Genomic DNA, 22,997 nt, shown 5'->3' on the forward strand with positions numbered 1-22,997 from the left:
CTACCTTCCGTGGTACGGTGAGCCCCGTAAGAGCGCCTTACTCCGCTTCATTCTTGGAGGAAGTAAATAGGTCTTGAGGAAGCTCATCCCTCGTGATCACGTAATCGCTGTTGAACACTTTTATGAGATGATCCAGGGAGTTATATTGTCCGTTGCGGACGAAATCGCCCGTCCATGTGGTGAAAAAGAGCCAATGCGCTGAATATGCTTGAAGCAATTCGGGATCGCCAATCGGGCCGTTTTCGGACAGACCAACCAGTTTCTTGCCTTGCACGAGATTTACCAAGCTGTCGTACTTGCCGATACTTGGGTTATAATTAGCCGCCGGGTTGTAGATATCCACACTTACAATATCGACGACATCGTCTCCCGGATACCATTCGGGGCTCTCGGAGTTCCATACCCAGATCAGATTGTTCAGGTGATGGTAGTGTGTTAGACGGTCGTACATGATACGGTACAGCTGCTTGGCGGAGTCTGGCCCTTGGGCGCCCCACCAAAACCATTTGCCTTCCGCCTCGTGCAGTGGTCTCCACAGCACCGGAACGTGAGCATCTTGGAAGCGTTTCAACTGAGCGGCAATGGCATCAATGTCCCGCAGGATTAGCTGATATTCTTCCGATTCGGGATGATTAAGCGCATATTGAACGTCAAATGTAGTAGCCTCGGTGTAAAATCCGCGGTACCATTCTTTGCCTGGAATGTCATGTAGACCCTTAGGGGCATTCCAGTGCCATACAAACGTGACAATTCCACCTTCTTTGGCCCATTGGATCGCCTTGTCCACCTCAGTTGAGGTGGCACCATGCTCGACGCGAGAGGGGGAGTAATCCATCATGTCCGTTGACAATATTGCAGGATACTTTCCAGTCTGGTCTTTAATCCACTGGGCATCCTCAAGAGTGTGCTGACCGGAAAGAATTTTGTCCCCGTAAACATCCACGAGATAACCCATGAGTGCCTTGGTTTCCACAGTCGCATTCGGGTTTACCGGCTTTTTCCCAATCTGATGCAGTTTCGGGGGGAGCACTGCTGACAGCTTGATGTAGTCGATATGATACTGGCCCAAGTCGACATTGAACTGTATTGTGTTGTTTCCCGAATTCAGCATGATTTTACCGCCGGATACCTCGGTATAGCTTGCAGTTGTCGGAAGGGATATTTCGCTTGCCTGACCGTTGACCACCATATGGGTCTTTTTGTCACTATTAGGATTACTGTAACCGATTGCAAGATTGTACAGGCCACTTGAAGCTGCATTATAGGCAAGGGTTAACGACCCTGTGCCTTTAAAGGCTGCGTAACCGGTACCAGAATAGCCCGTGCTGGCGGTTTCGGTGCTGACTTCACCAGTGATGACTCCGTCTTCGGCTTCAATTTTGCTGTTTGTAGCAGGCAAACTGGCGAATTCAACCTTCACGTATTCGATCCCGTAATATCCCCAGCCTCTTGAAAAAGTAACCTCGTTTGTACCGGCATTCAACATGATTTTGCTTACCAACTTCTCGTTTACAACCGCACCTCCCGGAGGGGGAACCAGCGTTATACTTTCAGCCATTGTACCATTGACCTCGAAGCTGGTATCCTTGGAGCCGGTGTTCGCCGGAATATAGTAACCGAGGCTCAGCTTATATAGACCTGCTGTCGGCACATTCACTTTAAACGTAGCCGTCCCGTCAGACTTGCCCGAATTTGGGTCATAATCATAAAAGAAGGATACATAGCCGTCGCCTTTATAAAGTGTATCGCCTGTATAGGGAGTATCCCGTTTTTCTACGCCGTAACCTTGAATAATTGCATCTTTGGAGCTGACAACTGTAGAAGGAGATTTGCCATTAGTGGATAAATCTTCACTTGCACCCATCGTCGTTTTGTCTTCAACATGGGTGACCAAGTTAGTTGATTCTGCTTTTGCTAAGCTTGGAATTAAATCGAGAGATACCAACAAAAAAGATAAGAGAACAAAACTAAGAATGCCGAAAAACCTTCTTTTCCATGGATCTGGCATATGACTCACTCCTTGAATTAGATGTTACCACCCTAATTGTCCTGCGGCGCAGATTTAAGAAACCGTTTTCAAAAATAAAAAAAATAAATAATAAACAACTGCTTCCATAATCCCATCTTTATTTGTATGCGTTTTCAATATTTCCTTTTAAGTTTTTTAGTTCATCACCTCGCTTTAATTTCATCATAAATTAGAGGCAAGGCAGGAACCATACAATGAATTTCGGAAGAAATCATCCTTAAATTATGGATTTTTAACTCCGATGGTAAACAAACTTCATATCTTCTGAATTTGTCTGGGCGAAATTTGCTGAACGAATTCTTCCTTAATTGATGAATTCATTTCTAAATTTCCGGAATTCTTTAGGTGTTTTTTTATGATGTTTCTTAAAAGACTGAATGAAGTGATTTACATGATTGAACCCCACTCTGTGGGCTATTTCAGTTACTGTAGAATCTGTTGAAATTAATAACTCGCTGCTTTTCTTGATACGGTACTTAATTAAGTAGTCGTAAGGTGTCATATGAATGGTTCTCTTAAAACTACGAGTGCATTCCGAAATACTTAAATGTGCTACTTCAGCAATTTCTTGCAGTGTTATATTGTCTGAATAGTTTTGATGGATAAAGCTGAGCATCAATTGAAGTCTTTCCTGTTGCAGTTTCATGTATTTAGGTGCTTCCTCAGAAGACAGAGAAATATTAGATATTAAGACTAACCATAATTGTGCCGTTTTGATGGAAACCTCGTATTCCCAGCCCCATTTTTTTTTCATATCAAATTTCTGTTTCATATCCCAAAGCATTTGCAGTATTTGAATTTGCCATTCAACATCTCCTTTGATTACGAATGACAATAAGAGAGAGTTTGTATAAGGAAGTACATAATTTTTTTCCATCGCACTATCTGCATAAAAGGCCAGCAGCTTCTCAGGGAAATTAAAACTGACATATTGACCGTTATGTGTAAGGTGTGTAGTAACGTGAAGGACACCCTTATTAATTAAAATGGCCTGACCCGTTTCTAATTCATGATCAATCCCGTTAACTTGTATCACTAGCTTTCCTTTGGTAACCAAAGTGATTTGTAGTTCCTCATGCCAATGTAAATCGTTGAATCCTCTACCTTGAGGATTACTTGCATGAATAGTATGGGTGTACATGATGTATGGAAATGAAATATCAGGATATAGAATGGTCTCATGCAATTGTTTTTCCATTTTAGAGAGGTCCTTTCTGATGACGATATTTCTATATAAATTAAAGATATAGTTACACAAATAAAACAAAAGTGATGATATTATTATACCAGATCTTCGGCTTATCATTACAATCCTGTGCACAGGCGATTGGATAAGACATCTTGGAGGCGTACATGTGAAAATAAATCAATCGTCGTTACCGTTTCATCCGTATATTTTGCTTTTAATCAGCATACTGTCTGTTTCTATCTCATCCATCATGATAAAATCCTCAGATACTCCAACCTCTGTGGCTGGGATGTACAGATTGTATATGTCAGTACTCATAATGCTTCCTTTTGTACCTTGGAAAATGTTCCGTTCCTTAGAAATGAACAAAAAAGATTGGAGTACTGTTTTCATAGCTGGTCTTTTTCTCGGGTTGCATTTCTTATTCTGGATGGAATCTTTAGTATATACCTCAGTTGCGAGCTCCATGGTCATCTTATCCTTGCAGCCTTTATTTGTAATGATGGGTTCATACATTATGTTCAGAGAACGAGCAAATATATTAACCATTCTTTGTTTGATCGCCGCTCTTGTCGGTTCAATCATTATAGCTTGGGGAGACATTGGGATTTCGAGAGAGGCATTAATCGGAGATGGATTATCTTTAGTAGGAACAATTTTGGTTTCAGCATATATGTTGGCAGGACAGAAAGTAAGTCACAAAATAAATGCAAATGTATATAGTGTTATTGTTTTTTTTATTGGTGGCAGCGTCATGCTGGTCTACAATTTGTTGAATCATTATGCCTTGATCGAATATGGCTCGTCGGATTGGATGTATTTCTTGTTACTTGCAGTAATCCCAACTATTTTTGGACAATATATTTTTAATCTGTTGTTGAAATCAATGGGTGCAACTACGGTCTCAGTTGGTATTATTGGAGAGCCTGTTCTTGCCATAATTCTCGCTTACTTATTCTTGGGAGAAATAATCTCTGCATTTCAATTCATAGGTGGAATCATGACTTTATTCGGTATGGGGATGTATTTTTGGGCAAAATCTTTAAAGTATACTACGGTTGCAAAATATTAAATTTGAAATTCATTATCGCGAAATTGAAGAAAACAATCGATGAGGAGAATGTTTAGATGGCAACGATTGATGATTTTTTGAAACTAGATATTCGAGTTGGAACCATAATTAAAGCTGAGTTTTTTGCAGAAGCAAAAGTACCTGCTATTAAACTTGAAATTGATTTTGGACAAGATATCGGAATAAAAGCTTCGAGTGCACAAATTACAAAAAGATATGTGGCTGAAGATATTATAGGGGAACAAATCATAGGTGTAGTCAACTTTCCACCTCGACGGATAGCAGGCTTTAAGTCAGAGGTATTGGTCCTTGGAGGAATTCCCGAAAAGGGGGATGTGGTTCTATTGAAACCAGATATCAAATTACCTGACGGAACACCTATTGGGTGATAGAGCGCTTGTTTAATGATTAAAATATATAACTTCACAACAGGCAAGGCATTGAACTAACGGTATACGATCGTTCGATAGCAAGTGAAAACAGATAGCGGCAGACGAGGATTTTATTTTCATATCCTAGTCTGCCGCCTTTTCTTTTATTGGTCTGTCTACAACTTAACTTTTTTGATTCATTAATAATCTGCAACAGTTAGGCTGGAAATCACGAGTGTCACCAGTCCAGCAAAAGACAATTCTCCATACCAGCTATGCGCCTTATGCCTATCTGGCTGGGATGCTGCGTGTCCCCTCTGTCATCGGGGAGGCGCAGAGCGGGCACACCGGCGGCGTGCCTGTGCTAGCCGCGCTTGTACGGCGTCCGCTTGTTGTGTCGCGCCGCATCCACGCTTTGCAGGCACCGTCGGTGCATTTCCACACAGGCACGTTGATGCGTGGCTCTGCCGGAGACCCTGCCACCGACGAGGTCGTCCGTACCGTAGCGCTGCCTGGTCCCGGCCTGCTGCTCACGCGGGTCGCTGTGCCAGACGCTGGCGATCCAGCACCAGCACGGTTGCTATACCCGGAAGCACCCTTCGGTTGGCCGAAGCTGCTGCGGCGTGCTTCCGGCTTGGAAGCCTCAGGAGTGACCCCGTAGGCTTCCAGCAGGAAGCGTGACACGGCGGCAGGCTTGCCATGATTAGAGGCGGGAGAGGTGATGTACAGCAACTCCTTCGCCCGGGTGACGGCCACGTAAGCGAGGCGGCGCTCTTCTTCAAGCGCTGCATCGTTATCCACAGCCGTAGTCGGGGCGGCGCCTGCCCGCCGATCCTCCGGCAGCTCGCTGTGCAGCGCCGAGCTGTGCGGCAGAATGCCCTCGCTGGCTCCGATCCAATATACGCAAGGGAATTCCAGCCCTTTGGCGCGGTGGATCGTCATGAGCCGAACAGCATCGCTGTCTTCTTCTCTGCGCAGCGATTCCATTTGGCGGTGACGCTCGGAAAGCTCGTCCGCAAAGCTGACGAACGCCTCCACGGTGTCAAAGCGCTTGGCTGCCGTTTCGAGCTCCTCCAGACTTTCTTGCATCGTTTCCTTATAATGAGTCCACGCGCCCGTATCTCCGCTTTCCAAATATTTGTCATAAAAGACGCGCCGCATTTCTTGAATGGCATAGGCAGGTTTCATTGTAGTGAGACTGCGAATCAGACGAATACGCTCTTTCACCTGCTCACGCTGAAAATCACGTAGTCGATCCCAGCGGCTGAGATGAATCAGCGGGTATTTTTTAGCCTGCTGTTTCTCCTCGCGCATAATCCATTCCATCCCCGCCTCACGGGATACGTACAGCGGCCCGAGGGTGCTCGGAATGGATTCCATACGCCGGGGATTTAGCGACAAGCGCAGGTGATCCATTAAGGGACGAATCAGGGACTGATCATAAAATACAGCCCCTGCTCCGTACTGAATAAATGGGACATCCCGCATAATTAATTGCTCAAAAATAGATCGGCTTCCGCTGGCTGTCCGGTGCAAAATAGCGATATCCCGGTAGCGCAGCCGACCTTCCTCTACCTGCCCGAGTAGATGAGTAACAATATGCCCCGCCTCCTCCTCGGGTCCGGATGGGGTGGCAAACTGCGGCGGCAAGCCTTCACGCCCGGCAGCCGAAAGACGTTTGGAGCGTCGATGAACATTTTTGGCGACAATGTTAGAGCCCAGCCCCAAAATCCGCGCATCGCTGCGATAATTAATATCCAGGGTAATGACCTTTGCATCCTTATAGACTTTGTCAAATTCCAGAATGGATTCCTGGCGTGCCCCATTAAAGGTATAGATCGTCTGATCATCATCTCCGACGACCATCAGATTGCGATGTCGAGCAGCCAATCGCTGCACCATCTCATATTGCAGGGCATTCGTATCCTGAAATTCATCGACCATGATATGTGAAAAACGTCGCTGAAGCGGCTGAAGCACATCCGGGTCACGCAGCAGTGCGGAGGCACGCAGCAGAATATCGTCAAAATCCATTTTATTGCGTTCCTGTTTCCACGCTTCATAGGCGAGCATGGCACGCTTGGCATCCGATTCCTCGCGTACGGTTTCCGGCAGCTCGTCCGCGCTGCGGCCTTCCGCTTTCCAGGCGGAGAGGGCAGACAGCAGGCTTTCCGGCTGGAAAGCCTCGCTGAGCCCAAGCTGACGCAGCATCATTTTCATGACGGTATGCTGGGCCTGCGTTTCACCGAACACTTCATCTTGCACGCCGCGATGACGCAGCATTGCCAAAGCGAATGAGTGAAACGTGCGTGCCTGAACTGCACGTGCAGCGGCAGGGCGCACACCGGGTAATCCCGCGATGCGCAGTTTCATTTCGGCAGCTGCCTTGCTGGTGAAGGTCACCAGCAGAATGGACGATGCAGGGACATCCCGCATCGCCATGAGGTAGCCTGCGCGGGCAGCCAGCACTGTGGTTTTGCCGCAGCCCGCCCCTGCAAGGGTCAGAAGGGGGCCTTTGCCGTGTCGGACGGCCTGGATCTGCGGGCGGTTCAGGTGAATGCCGGCGTTCTCTAAAGCACGAAAATAGGCCGAGTCTTGGTCGGTGTCAGGCACCAGCGTCATACTGGTATCCATGGAAGCACGACGTGCCTGAGGGCTCGACGTTGAGTAAGGAACCCCGATGGGTCGGGGGTAAAAAGAAGGATTTGGGTCCATAATCCTGAAACCCCTTTCGTTCTTAAAATCTTCCATTTTCACAAATGGGGGTAGTTTTTGGTATGATAGAGTTCTAGTCAGCTTTAGCTGACGAAAAGAACAAGGCGATGGACTAAAATAATGCTGAAATTCATGCGGATCATGCCGGAGTGACAGAACGTCAATACGTTGACGCTAATGCCTATAGCCTTCAAACAGGCGATATGACCGCATTCCATTATACAGGAGTTCGACGTTTGCCAACAGAAAAAAACTTTGGGATATACGGACGGTACAGTGAAATCCGGCTGGATATGGGGAGGAAATAACGATGAAGCTGATTCAACGCATAAAGGAAGGCGCTAATCGCGCAACAGAAAAGGCGCAGCATGCTGTCGAGATTAGTAAGATCAATTCACAAATTACAACGATTCAGCAGGAAATGGATGTTCATTTCTTGCGAATGGGTCAGATCTTTTACGAAGGTTACCGCGCATCCGACATGTCGGTGGCAGAAACCGAGATGACACAGCTATCCACCGCATGTGATGAGCTTCAGGATGAAATTGACGAGCTGCGCAGTAGAATTGCAGAATTAAAAAACGCTCATTTATGCACCTGTGGAGCAGTTGTGCCACTGGATGCCAACTTTTGCCCCAAATGCGGACGCAAGCTGAATGAAGGGCAGGCTGCCTCCAAGCAGGTGGCTGCTGTGCGTGAAGAGGTGCCAACGGACGTCTATTCTTTTGATCTGCGCAAGCCAGAGGTAGTGAAGGATGCAACGCCTGCTTACACGGAGTATGCAGAACATGAAGTAGTCGATCGGCATGAACAGGAACAGGATGAGCGGTACGAAACACACGAACCAGCGGGACTAGACCGCGATTACACAGTATCTGATTTTACACCGGAAGAAAAAGCGGCATTCGACGCTGAGTGGGAGCGCCGTCGCCAGGAAGATCTGGAAAAAGAACACCGTCGTCTTGAAGAACTGGCACGTGAGCGTGAGCGTCAGGAGGAGCTGGACGAGCGGATTCGATATTGGAAGGCCAACAACTCCGGGGCTGAGAAACCGGCAACGCCGTCTGCACAAGTACGTGAGAATGTAAAATGCCAAATCTGCACCGCAGAACTACCCAAAGGGTCCAAGTGGTGCCCGCGTTGCGGAGCTGAACAGATTTAACGCAGCCGAACAGGCTGCTGCAGGACACAGACATAACGCCGGGCAGCATAGGGGGAACAGAATATATGGAGCGTTTGCTGCATCATCTGCGGAATCTGGGTTTTACGGAAATGGAAGCCAAGGTTATGGTCGAGCTTTCGAGGCAAAATGCGGCTTCCGGCTATGAAGTGGCTAAGCGTCTGGGTGCATCACGCTCCAACGTGTACGCGGCTTTACAGCGTTTGGCCGGGCAGGGATACCTCAGAACCAGTGCTGGAGAGCCTGTTCGTTACAGCATGCTGCCACCGGGTGAATTGACCCGGATGATCGAAGGACAAATGCAGGAGTCGCTACGTGCAGTGGAGAAAGAAATGCCACGAACAGAACCAACCAAGCCGACCTTTTATAATGCGGAAGGCGATCGGAAGGTACTGGAAAGTCTGACACGTGAATTGGAACGGGCAGAGCATGAGATTGTGTTGGATTTGTGGCGCGAGGAAGCCGAACTGCTGCGGACAGAGTTAAAGAAAGCCGAGAGTCGAGGTGTGCGTCTGCTCTGGTCCTGCGATAACGGAGAAAGCATGATGGGACCGTGGTTACCGTTTAGGTCTGGTACAGACGGACAGGAACCAGCAGGGCGTAAGTTTTCTTTTGTTATTGATCGGCGTTGGTGCATGCTGGGTATGCGGGGAGAGAATTGCCCGACACAGGCGCTTATTACCGAGCATCCGGTAATGACAGGTCTACTGCTTAATCATTTTGCCCAGGATCTTATTCTGTATGAGCTGGAGCATGATATGGGCAGAGAGCTGTCGACCCGGTATGGCTGGCGGTATGAAGGCATTATCGGCAAATATATGTCAGCTGGAGAATAGCTAAAGATTACCGGCTAGGAAGTTCCATCAGTGCCCGGCATATAGATGTAATATAGCCCGCCTTATGAGGCACGAATTGATCCGATGTAATCAGGCGGCGAGTTTTTTCTGGATTCGTCCCTGACGTAATGCCTTGGGCTTCGATAAAGGGAATATGGCCTTCAAAAAGGGCCAGTGCTTGGTTAAGATCAGCTTCGTACAGTCCGGCTACTTCTTCTTGCTGGAGGTGATAAGCTTCCAATGGCTGGTTCGATAGCAGTCCAAACACCGAGCTAACCTCCCGGTCCCAAAAAGAGGTACCCTGTGCGGTACCTTTGCTTTCATACCGAACGGTCATCAGCGGTGTTAATGAGGCAAAGGGCACATGAATGCCCAGTTCTTCCTCCAGCTCACGAGCCGCCTGAGACATATCTTCGCCTGCCGTCAAGTGACCGGCTGCTGTAATATCGTAGCATCCGGGGAAGGTGTCCTTCGTATCCTGACGCTGTTGGAACAGTAAGCGACGGCCTATCGAAGTGTCTCGTGCTAGCCAGCAGTGAAAGGTATGGTGCCAGTATCCCTTGGCATGTGCGTCTTGTCGGGAAGCTGTGCCAAGGGGGGTGTCTTCATCATCGTAGATATCCAGAAGCTCGCTAGTCATCGTGGTTCCTCCTATAGTAAGCAGAAATCAAAGTCTACTTTACAGTATAACGTGTTTTCCTTCCTGACGATATGAAGGCGGGTGTGGAATGTGGAGTGGCATTTGGGGTATGCTGGGAACATGAGGATTTGCAACATCACACAGGTTTACGATTGAAAGGAGCGATTTTACATGGAATGTATAGTACATTTCCGAGTCATGCATCCGGAGGAACCCAAGGAACTTCGTGGGTTAATTATGCTGGAAAGTGGGGGCAAGCCGGGGATTGATCAAATCACGGATATGTTCAAAAATATGGGCTATGATGTCCGTCCAGACAATCCAGAGGAATTGATTTTTAAACCAGTCGATGTCAGAGCCAATTATACATATATCCGGGTTATTGAGCTGGATACGGGTGAGGAAGTCTACCAGGAAGACAGGGATTTGCGCGCGATTTTGGAAAATTTGCTGAATAAACGTTAAAGATCAGGAGAACTAATCGACGGAATGAGATAAAGCGATCCTGTCGCCATTCATAGGAACGGAGAACCAATGATGAGATTGTATATTATCCGACATGCAGACCCCGATTACCCCAACAACACCATCACGCCGGAGGGGCATTTGGAAGCCCAGGCATTGGCCAAACGGCTTTCCAGTCACGGACTGGATCGAATTTATGCCTCTCCTTTGGGAAGGGCTTTGGATACGATGCGCTACACTGCCGAGTCTTTGGGTATGACTCATGAAGTGGAACACTGGACGCAGGAGCTGGCCCTAAAGCTGGAAGAAACTCCATACGGCCGTCTTTCCCATTGGGATTTGCCTGGTGAAGTGATCCGTTCCGAGTTGCCCCTGCCGACTCATGACTCTTGGCAGGAGATTTCCTATTATCAGGGAACGCAGAGTCCCGAAATCTTCGAACAGCTGAAGCTTCATTCTGATGAATTCCTGAAACGGCAAGGCTTTGAGCGGGTGGAGGGCAGGTACCGGATTCTGAAGCACACCGAAGATCAGGTGGCCGTATTTTGTCATGGCGGCTTCGGGCTGACCTGGCTTGCTCATCTGTTGGAGCTGCCATTGGCCTTGGTCTGGTCCGGTTTTTGGATGCCGCCTAGCTCCGTAACCACGATCTTGTTTGATGAGCGCTCCCAGGAATGGGCAGTTCCCCGTTGCATCGGCTTCGGTGATGTTTCCCATCTGTACGCTGAGGGCTTGCCCGTCAGACCCCGTGGCATTATCACCAATTTCAACTAATCATATCTCCTACACCATACCAAAACGGCTTAAGACGGTATACCGTCTTAAGCCGTTTGTTGTAGTCATATAGGTGTGGGTTGAGTCAGCGTGCTTCGACGTACCCTTCCAGCTTGGAAGTGCAATGTGCGCAACGGGTTGCGGCTACAGGAATTTCGGATAGGCAATGTGGACATTCCTTAATCGTTTTTTCCTGAGGAGGTTTTTCTTCCTCTTTACGTTTCAGCATGTTAATTCCCTTGACCAGCATGAACACACAGAAGGCCACGATCAGGAAGTCCAGCAGGACGTTAATGAACTGCCCATAGGCGAGGACCGCAATCCCTGCTTCTTTGGCCTGTGCCAAACTCATGCGTGTACCGTCAGCATTTACAGGATCGGCATTTTGTAAAGCTACATACAAGTCTGGAAAATTCATGCCGCCCAGAAGTTTACCAATCGGAGGCATGATAATATCGTTTACCACAGAAGTGACAATCTTGCCAAACGCTCCACCGATGATAACACCGACCGCGAGGTCAATCACGTTACCCCGTACAGCGAATTCTTTAAATTCTTTTATAATACCTTTTCCGCTCATGTGAGTGCTCACCTTCTTTGCATAAAATCATTTATCTATAATACATGCTATGCCACTTGAGGGCAATTCCAAATTGATGTATTGCACTTTGTCACAAAATCACATGTTCATTTGTCTTCTATATGTAAACCAATAATGGAGGCGATGTATCGTGAGTTTAAGATTCAATCACAGAGCAGTGAGTCCTAGTACGTTCAAGGCAATGATGGAGATGGAAAAATATATTTCCGGTCGTTTTACAGACAAAGTATTGTATGAACTACTGAAAATTAGAGTATCCCAAATCAATGGATGTTCCTATTGTCTGGATATGCATGCGAAGGATTTGCTCAAGCTGGGGGATTATGCTGATCACATTTTGCAGCTAGCCTTATGGCGGGAGGTTCCTTTGTTCACGGAAAAAGAACGTGTTATGCTTGAATTAGCTGAAGCGGTCACCCGTATCTCTGAACAAGGGGTACCTACGGATTTGTACAATAGGGTCAGAGAACAGTTTACAGAGGAAGAATACGTAGACTTGATAACCGCGGTTAACGTGATTAACAGTTGGAACCGGATTGCGATTGCAACGGGGATGTATCCGGGCATTCTTTAATGAACAGGGGGCTATGCTTTGTCTGGCAAAGAACATAGAATTGAACAACAATCGGTGGATTTAAATCTGGAGGAACTGTATCAAAGATATCGTAAATATTCTTTTTCCATTGCTTATCGCATGCTTGGAACGGTTACAGATGCCGAGGATGTAGTTCAAGACTGCTTTGTCGAGCTGAAGAATAAGCCCCTGGATGATTTACACAATCCCAAAGCCTATGTAGCCAAAATGACGATGAATCGGTGTCTAAATCTGTTGAACTCTGCACGCAAGCAAAGAGAGACATATGTAGGACAGTGGCTGCCGGAGCCGTTGGGTGAAAGTGCAGATCTTCCTGCGGATTGGTTAGAGCGTAAAGACATGATATCTTACGCTTTTCTGGTTTTGCTGGAGCAGCTAAAGCCGATAGAGCGGGCTGTTTTTGTGCTGAGGGAAGCTTTTCAATATGATTACAAAGATATTGCGGAATTGCTAGGGAAGACTGAGAGCAACTGTCGTCAGTTGTTCAGTCGCTCCCGTCGTATTCTATCTTCGGGAGAATCTGCTCTTGATACTCAGTCCAGTCGCAATGTAAATAACTCTTCCCGAATAAAACTACTAGAACGTTTTACAACCGCCTTTCTTGCCTACGATGTGACTGCTATGCTGGAACTACTGGCTGAACAACCTGTATTCGTGTCAGATGGCGGAGGTAATGTGCATACGGTGATGAGACCGATGGTTGTACGCAAAGGTGTTCTTGCCCTGTTGACTTCTCGTCGGGTATTAACCGTTTTACGAGAAAGAGATGTGTTCCACACCGTCATCAATGGCGAGGTCCAGCTGGCATTTCTGGAAGACGGAAAAGTGAGAGAAACCTTATGTCTCAGACTGACACCGGACGGGGAGCATATTCAGAGTTTTTATTTAATGGTCAACCCAGATAAGTTGGGATACATTCATATAGGACAGAAGAAGCAAACATGCGATAAAAAGTAATCATCGAAACAGCAAAAACCTTGAATCCTGCTAAGGATCAAGGTTTTTTGTTGTTTTCACAACTGCCGGGCTTGATGAAGAGCCAGATCGCCTACCCAGGGAAGCTTGAGCCACTTGCCTTGGCCCGCACGAATTAACAAGATAATCCACAAGGCAAGGCTTGCCAGCGTTAGCAGGGAAGCGAGGAAAGGACCGAGTAGCGGAATGAATCCGACCAGCACATGTCCGATCATGAGGGCTACAAAAAGAAGTATGGATTGCAGTGCGTGAAATAATACGAATCGGCTTTTCTTTTCCAGCATGACAAAGGCCAGCGCGCCAATAAAGGCGAACAAATAGCACAGGACAGCTGCTATATTTTCATCCAATCCTGTGGAAGACTTATAGACTGACATGTCAGGCATATCCTCCTTTATAAAAGATTCAAGCTAAGTCTCCGTACTATACAAGCTATGAGGGCAGGATTGAAGGATATGCCCGATCTCGGTAAAAAAATTGGCTCTACACAAAGGATAAGCGGTCAAGCGAATGGATATACTCGAATTTGGCGATAACCTTTTTTTTACCTTATTGGTTTGCAAATGACCGATAAAGTGCCACCTTCCGTGGTTTGAAAGGTCTCCCATTTGGACTGCGCTTCTGTCGCATCGCCCACAAGCTTCGCAGATTCGATGTTCGACTGCAGCCAGACGAGCTTGCAAATTCATTGAACCACTTCCACCTTACGAATTGCCTGATAGTCTTTCCCGAGAATCCGTTTCGGTTCCCGCCAAACGTTTTAGAAACGTATTTCTCCAGTTTAAGGACAATTCTTCCACTTCGAGAATTTGTTTAATACCCTCGATATGAGCCTTCTCTTGATGCATAATTCGATTGGCAAATGAAACCGTAATTGCTTTCGGATGGCGATGAAGGAGGGATAATCCCTCGGCTTTAGAGACAACTCCCTCTTCCAGAACGCGGAAGTAGAATCCCGTGTAGCCTGTTTGCTGTACCTTCAAGGGCATGTCCGGTACGCCGTACTTGATGGACAACTTGTAGCAAGGCTGTCTCGGCTGGCTAACTTGAACGATAGCTTTGCCAAGCTTAAAGACGTCTCCAATGCAAACGTCGGATTCTAGCAAACCCTTTATCGTTAAATTTTCCCCGAACGCGCCGTAATCGAGCGGTCTCCGCAATTCATTTTCCCAGAACGGATAGTGCTCGTAGGGATAGACGCATACAGCTTTCTCTTTACCCCCGTGATGAACTAGATCGCCCTGCCCATCCCCTTCGAAGTTTAGATAAGATAAATACAAATATTCATCTGTGGCCGACTTGAATATCCCCGTAGAAACGTCCTTCTGATTAAACTGGATCTGCTTGGGCATGCCGACATTAAGTGAAAGGATTTTAATAGATGCCATTCGGATCACCCCTACTCCAAATTTTGGTCAACGAGTTTTGCTAGATGCTTCTATATACCGCGTTCCTGCATATGTTCGCCCGCCTGAAGCGAGAATTTCTATGATGACTACGCCTTTTTACATTTCGGTAATTCCTCTTTTGACTCTGTTCGTCCCCGTTTCCATTTTACACTCCTCTATGCGCTATTTGCGAATTTTCGATTAGTCTTCGTTAATGGGATAGAGTCCTTTTTGGGCAACTCATCGTTCTGGGAGCGATGTTCTCGTTCGAACATACCCGATCTCGGTAAAAAAAGAATTAGAGAATGTGTATAAAAATACGAAAAAGGCTGAACGAAAAGGATTCGCTCAGCCATTCACACGGTTATGCACAGGTTTTGCACATCTTGTACGCACTTTATCCACCGCACATTACTATTTATCCACAAAAACAGCATGCTTTATGCACAATTTGTGCACAAACTGTAGACAATATAACGATATCTCACACTTTGCACACAGATTGTCCACAAACTATCAACATATTGGGAGTAACTGTGGATATACTTCCGTAATTATCGGTCGCCAGTTTTTAAATGGCGGCGCGGATGTGTGATTTTCCCCATTTTATTCTTGTCATCCTTTTTGGGGATAAGTCGTTCATCAGTACGTCCTTCATGATGATTATCAAAGGCGTATTCGGTCATTTTCCACTCGGAAGTACCCAAAACAACATCAGAGGGAAAATGCTGACCTCTGTGCAAATGCTGTTCATGTCCATCCTCATCAATATAAACACCATCCACTTCTACCTTTTCACCCGAAAGCGGGAGCAAATCCTTTCCTTCGCGTTCCATTGGTATCCCCTCCGTCTGGCTTATTCTTCGTTAATTTGTCCGTACGGAAGGTCTTTTATCCACAAGCTGATGCAAAATATCCTCGGCAATCTGGTCTGCGGGATGAGGCTTGCGAAGCAACTCAATCGCCTGCTTCATCTCTTCGGCAAGAGAGGGGATGGAAATCAGGTCGAGACAATGCTGAATCAGCTCCTCCGTAGTGCGCGCAATACGGGCAGCTCCTTTTTGCTGCAAATACAGAGCATTATTTAGCTCCTGACCGGGCACGGGCTTGAACACAAGAATAGGCAAACCGGATGCAATGCTTTCCGAGAGTGTAATGCCGCCGGGCTTTGTAATCACCAGATTGCTCGCACGCATAAGTGCTGGAACAAAGTCCACGAATCCATAGGTGTAAATGTCCGGGTGGTCTGCATACAGCGCATCCAATTCTGCTTTCAGTTGCTGGTTACGTCCGCAGACGATGAGTAGCCGCAACTGAGGAAGCTGGCTTAATTGCCGACAGATATCCAGTATGCCGGATAGCACGCCATAGGCGCCAGCCATTATGAGTAGTGTAGTAGTCTCAGCCTGTTGCGATGGAATTACCTGTTCCTGAACAGGAACTTCGTTAGCAGACATGTTATAAAAAGAAGCGTGAATCGGAATCCCCGTAGCGATAATGCGTTCGATAGGTATTCCCCGCTGGGCGGCTTCCTGCTGGATGTCCTCAGTGGCAACATAGTAGCGGTCAATATCGGGATGCAGCCAGCGCCCATGCAGATCGAAATCTGTAACCACGTTGACAATAGGCAAATTCATTCCCATTTTGCGGCGTAACGCCGGGAGCGCGAGCTGCGGGAACGTATGTATCACGAGATCCGGCAACTCCTTTTTCAGTGTGAGCGTAAGTTGACGCATTCCGAATGAATGCAATACATGGCCAAAGGCCGATTTAGCCTGCATACCGCGCGTGATGTTATAGACCCAGCCGTAAAGCTGAGGAATGGTTTTGAAGCTTTGCATATATACAAATTTGGTCAGACCGTTCAACCAGGGATGAGATTCAGCCATCAGGTCGAGAAGTTGTACCTCGCAGCGTCCGAGTCTTCGCAAACTGTCCATAATCGCCCGAGCGGCCTGCACATGGCCTTCCCCGTAACTGGCGTACAATATTAGAATTTTTGGTGCTGAGACTTCCATGATTGTTTAGCCTCCTATATTCAATAAGCACATTAAAGCTCATTTCAGGAACGTTCCAAGTTGAGGGAGGATACGGCTGGAAAAACGTAGCGCTCCAGCAGTGTTCGCGGATTTTTCCAGCGGCTCACCTTGCTATCTGCTGTAAATACTGCGACTGCGTTCGCTTCTGGCACAAGATAAATTTGCTGTCCTCCATGTCCGTGCGCACACGCATAGTTGATGCCGTGGAGTCGTCCTGTCCACCATTGGAATCCGTAATCTCCGAATTCTGGATAACCTTCAACCTGTCGCTGTGTCGCTTGATGCAGCCAATCGGCCGGAATCAATTCTGTTCCGTTCCAGCTGCCTTGATGAAGGCAGCAATCGCCGAATTTAGCCATGTCACGCGATGTCAGATATAGCCCGATGTGTCCCATGGTGTAGCCCTCTGGATCTTGTGCCCAACCACTTCTCCCGAAACCTAAGGGTTCGAACAGATGCTGGAGAGCGTACGTATAGGCGTCAATCCCACAACAATGGGTCAGCAGCACGGACAACAGGTGCGAATCAACACTACGATATTGGAATACACCGAGTTGATCCTCCTGTACAGGTAAGCGTAGAGCAAAGGATGGCCAGCTTTTACTGCGATGAAAACGGTGGATAAAAGCTTCTCCGAGCTTTTTACCCGTCTGCCAATACAAGCCGGATGTCATGGTCAACAGATGGCGAATCGTAATCTGCTCTAGCAGTGTTTCCTTCCGCCTAGGTAAATACTCAGGCAACAGCTTATGCACAGCCGTCTCTGGCCCGGGCATATCACCGCGAGCCATAGCTATGCCGATGAGCGTGGAAGTGAAGCTTTTGGTCGCGGATCGCAAATCGTTCAGAGAGCTTACTTCATGCCCGTTATAATAGCGTTCCCAGATCAGTTTGCCGTGGCGTAGTAGCAGGAAGCTGTGCATTTTAGGAAACTTGGCTTGGATTTCACGGTCTGCCTGATCAAGTAGGGAGGCATTGACGCCCTCCTCTTCACAAGTTCCTATGTTCAGGGCAGACATACGGGCAACAGGTGCAGTGAACAGCGGAGCAAAGCGGCTCATCCTTTTCCCTCCTTGTTATGTTTATTTATTTTACCCCAAACACATACACTCCAAAAACCGATAAATAAGGTATACCCCCTGTGCAACAGCTGATTGAGTACCCCAAATGACATGATGCGTAAAAGATAGGTAAAATCAATGTAAATTTACTGGAAAGCTGAAAGCTGTATCTGAATATGTTATAATGGGGTAGTGATTCAGCCAAAAGAAATTCGGTTAATAATAGTGTCAGGTACATGCCTTGTATAAGGTGTTCCCGACCTAAGCTGCAATTAGACATACTACTTCACTGCATAAGGACATCAATACTTTTCGGCATTCTCTTCAACGGAGCACTTATTTTCAACGTTTTGGGAGGGAGTTACATGGCAACGAAAGGTCACAATGAAGTTAAGGAAAGTCTGCGGGAAATGACTCGAATTTTCCGGCCTAAGGATCCCAAAAAATTTGTAAAGGAATATGTGCGAAAATACCGGATTACAGGAGGGTATGAGGAAGAGTTGACCATGGTGGTGGAAAACGAACTCGGTCGCATAAATTCTTCAGTATCTTAAAGGGTTCGATTACCCGAAAAACTAGAAATACGACTTTTATAAACCGTCTATCCACAGAGGAGACGGTTTTTTTGTGTCCGCCTTGCATACAATGGGATAGGTTTAGTGAATTTGTATGCTCAAAGGAGGCGGATTCCAATAGAGATAGCAATACGAACACCGGAGGAAATCGGCTACATGAGGGAGGCCGGACGTATTTTGGCAGATTGCCATCGTACGCTGGAAAGTCGTATTCTTCCGGGAATCACAACGCTTGAAATCGATGCTTGGGTGGAGCAGTTTTTAAGCAAGCGCGGAGCTACGCCTGAACAAAAGGGCTATAAAGGTTTCCCTTATGCCACCTGCGCTTCGGTCAACGAGGTGGTATGTCACGGTTTTCCATCGGAGCGGGTGCTTCATGATGGGGATATTGTGACCATCGACATTGTGGTTAACAAGGACGGTTGGCTAGCTGACCGAGGATGGACCTATGCGGTAGGTAACATTAGCCGCCCGGTAGCACGACTGTTGCGGCAGACCCATAAGGCACTGGTGCGCGGGATCGAGGTTGCCCGCCCGGGGAAGACGTTGGGGGATATCGGGCATGCTGTGGAAAAAGCGGCAGGCTGGCGGCGGTTCGGCAACGTCAAGCCTCTGATCGGGCATGGCATTGGCCGCCAAATGCATGAGCCGCCAGAGGTTCTGCACTACGGTCGTCCCAAAACGGGATTACCGCTGCGCGAAGGGATGGTGATTACCATTGAGCCGGTATTTACCCTCGGAACCGAGGGGGCCGTGCTCTGGGGGGACGATGGCTGGACCATCAGCACAGCAGACGGCAGTTGGGGAGCTCAATACGAGCACACGATTGCGATTACAAAGAACGGTCCTTATATTTTGACCTCGTAAAAGAGAGATGTGCCATAGGGAGTCAATGTGCGGGGCGTTAGCATAAGGCTCTCTAGGTAAGTTTTTTCAGGATGACACATTCATCGTGCTTGTAGAGATTTTTCGATAAAGCAACAGATAAATCCCCAGCTCGACAGGCGAGGAAACAGCCATCACAATTCCTGCCACTTTGCCGTCCAGTCCTGGAAAAAAGCAGATACACAGAATAAGCGCGAGAATCGCAAAGCTCACAGAAAACAGCCTACCAATAAAGATAGGTTTAGTATTACCGATTAATATCGACCGTCCTATAAAATATTCCACCCAAGGATAAAATGCAACATAGACAGCCAGTATGCGAAGCAGTCCTCTGGTTTCTAGCAACAGTTCTCCTTCCAATCCCAATACATTCCGTAACACAGGATCACCAGCAAATCCGAAGGAGAGTAACAGGAGTAGCATTGGCGACAGGATAGACAAAAAGCTTAAAAATATCAGCACTTCCCTGCGCTTGGTCGTATAAAATTGAATCACAATTTGATGCAAAGAGCTGCAAAACCAGACAAATAGATTCAGGATTTGCAGTGCTACAGAAAAGGATGCCACGGCCAACAGTGGATCAGTTGTATTGTTCAGCGCTGCTTGGATGGAAGGATTCAGGATAACCAGCACCAGCGCCGAATATAGCAAAGGAAGGTAAAAAGGTAGGAGATGCTTCGCGTGATGGATGGTTTGCTCCCCGTTGTCAGGAGGCAGCTTTCTTTTGAGAACCCGGCCTTCTAAAAAAGTAACGACCAGCTCTATGAGAATACCTGCAATAAAAATGGCGGCACCGACTCGTCCGTCATTCGTCCAGCCAGCACGGATCAAAAACCAGGAAGCAATTAGCATCACGATAATACGTATGGACGAGCTGAATGTCATCCATGCCGTTCGGTGCTTGTTGATAATAAGTCCCTGATATATGTTACGGACAGCTACCAATATGTATAGTAAAGTAAGAACCTGAAATACGTTCTTGGTGGGTTCGATCAATACTGGGGACACACCAAATACATATTGAAAGACCAGATTGCCTACAGGCGTCAACCCGATGCTCCAGCCGATGATCAATACAGCCACAGCCACGAACGTACATAAAATACCGATAGAATGAACGGACTTGCGATCATAACCGAATTTCGTGGTCATCTGCCGTACAGCGGTTAACGGAGTTTCCAACAGCAGGCACAGGCTGACGGCGACCGCATAGCTGCTTAATGTAAACGAAGGATGTTCCGAACGAGCAAGCACGGCATTGACGATGACATGCGTTAGTGCAGCAATTAATGACGAAATGCCAAGCGGCACATAAAATGAAACAATTTTATTCAAGTCGAATCCCCCAGTAAACGAGTAGTGTAGTGAACGGGTTATCCTATCCAACTTCACTAAACAATGAATATCCTTATTATAGATCAAGATTGGGATCGTCGATATAATAGAGTGCATAATATTGGAAACTAGGAGTGGAACTTACATGAACATCAGGGAAGCAACGATATCAGATGCCGAGGGCATCGCCAAGGTGCACGTAGATTGCTGGAAGACGACGTACAAAGATATAATGCCTGCCCAGGTTCTGGAACAGCTTTCCTATGAGCAAAGAACAGAACTGTGGAATGCGAATCTATCCAGTGAAGACGGTCATCGGGTATATGTTGCTGAAAATGAGAAGGGGGAAATCATCGGATTGGTGAGTGGGGGGCCGGAAAAGTCAGGTGAATATCCCCCGTATGGGGGAGAAATAACGGCTATTTACGTTTTGAGTGAATACCATAGTTTAGGCTTGGGGAAGAGACTATTTTTACGTCTGCTTCAACATTTTAATAGTATGGATATTCACTCTGTAATCGTATGGGTGCTAGCAGATAATCCAGCATGTACTTTTTATGAAAGGCTGGGGGCCAAACTTATAGTAGAACAACATATTATAAATATGGGTGGCAAAAATCTGAACATGGTGGCTTACGGTTGGATACTATTCGGATAGAATACGCTTTTGTCCTTCCAAGGCACGAATTGGTGCGATATTTTGCGTAAATTCCAACGTTCCCAGATAGCGGCCCTCTGCATCACGGATGGCAAAATACCGGATGTAGACAAATTTGTCCTTGATTGGAATCCAAAAATCTTCAACATCCTTGCGACCTGCCTTAAAATCTTCCAGCAGCTTCTCAACGACATGTACGCTTTGGGGTGGGTGGCAATTCTGTACGGTACGACCAATGACGGCTTTCGTGCGCGCAAAGATTCGTTCCTTACCATGGGAAAAATAGCGAACAACATCATTTTCATCTATAAAGGTCAGGTCAACGGGTAGATGATTCAACAGCAGTTCCAATTGTTGTACAGATATAATCCCCGTCTCGAATCGCACGAAGCCCTGCGGTGTTCCAGATGTGCCTTCCGTTTGCTCAAGGGCTTCTGCCGGTTCCTCTGCCCGTTCAGGTATCCATTCACGTTCGGGAGCGGTCAAGCAGAACCCGATTTCTTCGCTTTCCCGGGCTATTTTCAGCCACTCATCCTCTGTCAGCTTACTGAGTGCCATCGGTAGCAAAATATTTTCTTCCTTGAATATCATTTCATTCACTTCGCTCATGATATGGGCAAGTGCCTTCCCAATCTGTTCACGATCTCCGTTATATTCGGTGAGCAGACTCTTTGCCTCCTTAATCGCGGCACGAATGCTGTCGTCCACACCCCACATAACTTTGGTTGGGCCAAAAATTCCATAGCGTTCTAGATAAGGAAAGACCAGATTTTCTTTGCGGCTATAGTGCTTGTCGAGATCGAGCAGCAGACTTAAATCTTCCAGTAACTTGTAGATGATTTTGGGGCTGTCGTCCTTTTGAAATTGGTCCGCGTGCAATGACAACTTGAAGTTGACCAATTGTTCGATCTCCCGATTTTCCAGCTTGAAGGTATGAACAGGATGTCCCGGTTGTTCCTCTGGTCCTGAAGGACGGTGAATATCCTCAATGGAACCCTTGAATATCGATGTATGCACGGAACAAAGACGCTGCACTTCCGATACGGGAATCCCCTCCTCGGTCATCAATGCATGCTCCATAGCTGAAATTTCCGCTACGCTTACTCCGCCAACAGCCTCTGCGAAACGCGCTTTGACTTCCTCCACGCTTTTCCCGGCATGTAATTCTTTTATAATTTCCTTTAGCGTTTGTTGGCGTTCCGTTAATTCCTGTGCTGTATGTTCACGGTTGTTAATTAACTCGCTCATGATCGTTAGCTCCTTTATTTTTGAATGGTAAAACCATGTTGCAAAAACGTGCTTTCCACGGTTTCCATAGCTACTTTTTTCATTGCAATACCTTTGGACAGTGTCATAAAACGACCTGCGGTCTGTAACATGCCAGGCTTGGCGATATCGTGAAAACCCAGCTCTACCATAATGTCCTTCACTTCGGGGTAACGGTTAACAAGGTTAAATATCGGCTCATCCCAGTGCAGTATCTTATCCATTTGGTCATCCCCTTGATTGAGAACGTTTATCATTTACAGAGTAGCATAGGTTCTGACGAGCTTTTGTGATTGTACGCACAATTTACATTCAGGTGTTGACAGTTGTAATTCATGGTTTATATAC

At 46.9% G+C, this 22,997-nt stretch carries 24 protein-coding genes and 1 pseudogene; 11 read left to right on the forward strand and 14 right to left on the reverse strand.

All coding sequences use genetic code 11. The features are described 5' to 3' along the window. Window positions 1-37 precede the first annotated feature (37 nt). Together NLX74_RS13125 and NLX74_RS13130 are read right to left on the reverse strand one after the other, a co-directional pair. Window positions 38-2,008, reverse strand: a complete 1,971-nt coding sequence (locus NLX74_RS13125; protein ID WP_254328993.1) for a glycosyl hydrolase — start codon at window positions 2,006-2,008, stop codon at window positions 38-40. Window positions 2,009-2,333: 325 nt separating this feature from the next. Continuing rightward, entirely contained in the window at window positions 2,334-3,227 is an 894-nt protein-coding gene (locus NLX74_RS13130; protein WP_254328994.1) for an AraC family transcriptional regulator, read from the reverse strand. Between the two features lie 157 nt (window positions 3,228-3,384). Between NLX74_RS13130 and NLX74_RS13135 the strand changes: the two genes are divergently transcribed. Beyond that, window positions 3,385-4,290, forward strand: a complete 906-nt coding sequence (locus tag NLX74_RS13135; protein ID WP_165178883.1) for a DMT family transporter — start codon at window positions 3,385-3,387, stop codon at window positions 4,288-4,290. Between the two features lie 56 nt (window positions 4,291-4,346). Continuing rightward, the gene (csaA, locus tag NLX74_RS13140) at window positions 4,347-4,679 is read left to right on the forward strand and encodes a chaperone CsaA (RefSeq protein WP_025719785.1); all 333 of its coding nucleotides are present in this window, start codon (window positions 4,347-4,349) and stop codon (window positions 4,677-4,679) included. A gap of 270 nt (window positions 4,680-4,949) precedes the next feature. Here the strand turns inward: csaA and NLX74_RS13145 are convergent, their stop codons facing one another. Beyond that, the gene (locus tag NLX74_RS13145) at window positions 4,950-7,376 is read right to left on the reverse strand and encodes a UvrD-helicase domain-containing protein (protein ID WP_254328995.1); all 2,427 of its coding nucleotides are present in this window, start codon (window positions 7,374-7,376) and stop codon (window positions 4,950-4,952) included. A gap of 310 nt (window positions 7,377-7,686) precedes the next feature. Here NLX74_RS13145 and NLX74_RS13150 point away from each other — a divergent pair, with 310 nt between their 5' ends. Both NLX74_RS13150 and NLX74_RS13155 read left to right on the forward strand, forming a co-directional pair. Continuing rightward, a complete protein-coding gene (locus NLX74_RS13150; protein ID WP_250259523.1) occupies window positions 7,687-8,538 on the forward strand; it encodes a zinc ribbon domain-containing protein in 852 nt (283 codons plus the stop codon). A 65-nt stretch (window positions 8,539-8,603) separates the two neighbouring features. Continuing rightward, on the forward strand, window positions 8,604-9,392 hold the full coding sequence (locus NLX74_RS13155) for a TrmB family transcriptional regulator (protein ID WP_254328996.1): 789 nt from the start codon (window positions 8,604-8,606) through the stop codon (window positions 9,390-9,392). 7 nt (window positions 9,393-9,399) lie between these two features. On the opposite strand, the gene NLX74_RS13160 is transcribed toward NLX74_RS13155, so the two are convergent. Further along, a complete protein-coding gene (locus tag NLX74_RS13160) occupies window positions 9,400-10,032 on the reverse strand; it encodes an NUDIX hydrolase (protein ID WP_254328997.1) in 633 nt (210 codons plus the stop codon). Between the two features lie 171 nt (window positions 10,033-10,203). Between NLX74_RS13160 and NLX74_RS13165 the strand changes: the two genes are divergently transcribed. Further along, the gene (locus tag NLX74_RS13165) at window positions 10,204-10,497 is read left to right on the forward strand and encodes a hypothetical protein (RefSeq protein ID WP_023986824.1); all 294 of its coding nucleotides are present in this window, start codon (window positions 10,204-10,206) and stop codon (window positions 10,495-10,497) included. Between the two features lie 72 nt (window positions 10,498-10,569). After that, window positions 10,570-11,271 (forward strand): histidine phosphatase family protein, encoded by a 702-nt coding sequence (locus tag NLX74_RS13170; protein WP_069291006.1) that lies wholly within the window; start codon window positions 10,570-10,572, stop codon window positions 11,269-11,271. A gap of 85 nt (window positions 11,272-11,356) precedes the next feature. On the opposite strand, the gene mscL is transcribed toward NLX74_RS13170, so the two are convergent. Continuing rightward, window positions 11,357-11,851: a large conductance mechanosensitive channel protein MscL gene (gene mscL / locus NLX74_RS13175; protein ID WP_254328999.1), complete on the reverse strand. Its 495-nt coding sequence runs from the start codon at window positions 11,849-11,851 to the stop codon at window positions 11,357-11,359. Between the two features lie 151 nt (window positions 11,852-12,002). Between mscL and NLX74_RS13180 the strand changes: the two genes are divergently transcribed. Further along, complete coding sequence (locus NLX74_RS13180) at window positions 12,003-12,446, forward strand: carboxymuconolactone decarboxylase family protein (RefSeq protein ID WP_069010897.1); 444 nt, start codon at window positions 12,003-12,005, stop codon at window positions 12,444-12,446. A gap of 18 nt (window positions 12,447-12,464) precedes the next feature. Next, the gene (locus NLX74_RS13185; protein WP_254329000.1) at window positions 12,465-13,424 is read left to right on the forward strand and encodes a sigma-70 family RNA polymerase sigma factor; all 960 of its coding nucleotides are present in this window, start codon (window positions 12,465-12,467) and stop codon (window positions 13,422-13,424) included. A gap of 56 nt (window positions 13,425-13,480) precedes the next feature. Here NLX74_RS13185 and NLX74_RS13190 read toward each other — a convergent pair whose 3' ends face one another. The 6 genes and pseudogenes from NLX74_RS13190 to NLX74_RS13210 all read right to left on the reverse strand — a co-directional run bounded on the left by NLX74_RS13190 (window position 13,481) and on the right by NLX74_RS13210 (window position 17,930). After that, on the reverse strand, window positions 13,481-13,819 hold the full coding sequence (locus NLX74_RS13190) for a DUF4870 domain-containing protein (protein ID WP_165178889.1): 339 nt from the start codon (window positions 13,817-13,819) through the stop codon (window positions 13,481-13,483). Window positions 13,820-13,934: 115 nt separating this feature from the next. Beyond that, window positions 13,935-14,131 (reverse strand): annotated as a pseudogene (locus NLX74_RS25845) (YggS family pyridoxal phosphate-dependent enzyme); the annotation flags it as partial. A 15-nt stretch (window positions 14,132-14,146) separates the two neighbouring features. Beyond that, a complete protein-coding gene (locus tag NLX74_RS13195; RefSeq protein WP_061831083.1) occupies window positions 14,147-14,830 on the reverse strand; it encodes an MOSC domain-containing protein in 684 nt (227 codons plus the stop codon). Between the two features lie 554 nt (window positions 14,831-15,384). Further along, window positions 15,385-15,666 carry a hypothetical protein gene (locus NLX74_RS13200; RefSeq protein ID WP_061831084.1) on the reverse strand — a complete coding sequence of 94 codons (282 nt, stop codon included), beginning with the start codon at window positions 15,664-15,666 and terminating at the stop codon, window positions 15,385-15,387. Between the two features lie 30 nt (window positions 15,667-15,696). Beyond that, entirely contained in the window at window positions 15,697-16,848 is a 1,152-nt protein-coding gene (locus NLX74_RS13205) for an MGDG synthase family glycosyltransferase (RefSeq protein ID WP_254329001.1), read from the reverse strand. Between the two features lie 44 nt (window positions 16,849-16,892). Further along, window positions 16,893-17,930, reverse strand: coding sequence for a serine hydrolase domain-containing protein (locus NLX74_RS13210; RefSeq protein ID WP_254329002.1), 1,038 nt, complete (start codon window positions 17,928-17,930; stop codon window positions 16,893-16,895). Between the two features lie 365 nt (window positions 17,931-18,295). Between NLX74_RS13210 and NLX74_RS13215 the strand changes: the two genes are divergently transcribed. Beyond that, window positions 18,296-18,484: a hypothetical protein gene (locus NLX74_RS13215; RefSeq protein ID WP_007428354.1), complete on the forward strand. Its 189-nt coding sequence runs from the start codon at window positions 18,296-18,298 to the stop codon at window positions 18,482-18,484. Window positions 18,485-18,589: 105 nt separating this feature from the next. Next, window positions 18,590-19,372, forward strand: a complete 783-nt coding sequence (map, locus tag NLX74_RS13220) for a type I methionyl aminopeptidase (RefSeq protein WP_250259517.1) — start codon at window positions 18,590-18,592, stop codon at window positions 19,370-19,372. Window positions 19,373-19,438: 66 nt separating this feature from the next. On the opposite strand, the gene NLX74_RS13225 is transcribed toward map, so the two are convergent. Then, window positions 19,439-20,725, reverse strand: a complete 1,287-nt coding sequence (locus NLX74_RS13225) for a hypothetical protein (protein ID WP_254329003.1) — start codon at window positions 20,723-20,725, stop codon at window positions 19,439-19,441. A 145-nt stretch (window positions 20,726-20,870) separates the two neighbouring features. On the opposite strand from NLX74_RS13225, the gene NLX74_RS13230 reads away from it, so the two are divergent. After that, window positions 20,871-21,383 carry a GNAT family N-acetyltransferase gene (locus tag NLX74_RS13230; RefSeq protein WP_254329004.1) on the forward strand — a complete coding sequence of 171 codons (513 nt, stop codon included), beginning with the start codon at window positions 20,871-20,873 and terminating at the stop codon, window positions 21,381-21,383. Here the strand turns inward: NLX74_RS13230 and NLX74_RS13235 are convergent. Together NLX74_RS13235 and NLX74_RS13240 are read right to left on the reverse strand one after the other, a co-directional pair. Further along, window positions 21,372-22,631, reverse strand: a complete 1,260-nt coding sequence (locus NLX74_RS13235; protein ID WP_235307133.1) for a DUF438 domain-containing protein — start codon at window positions 22,629-22,631, stop codon at window positions 21,372-21,374. The genes NLX74_RS13230 and NLX74_RS13235 overlap by 12 nt on opposite strands. A gap of 14 nt (window positions 22,632-22,645) precedes the next feature. Continuing rightward, window positions 22,646-22,873, reverse strand: coding sequence for a DUF1858 domain-containing protein (locus NLX74_RS13240; protein ID WP_069291011.1), 228 nt, complete (start codon window positions 22,871-22,873; stop codon window positions 22,646-22,648). Window positions 22,874-22,997 lie beyond the last annotated feature (124 nt).

This window comes from Paenibacillus sp. MZ03-122A (assembly GCF_024213325.1).
Lineage (GTDB): Bacteria > Bacillota > Bacilli > Paenibacillales > Paenibacillaceae > Paenibacillus > Paenibacillus polymyxa_B.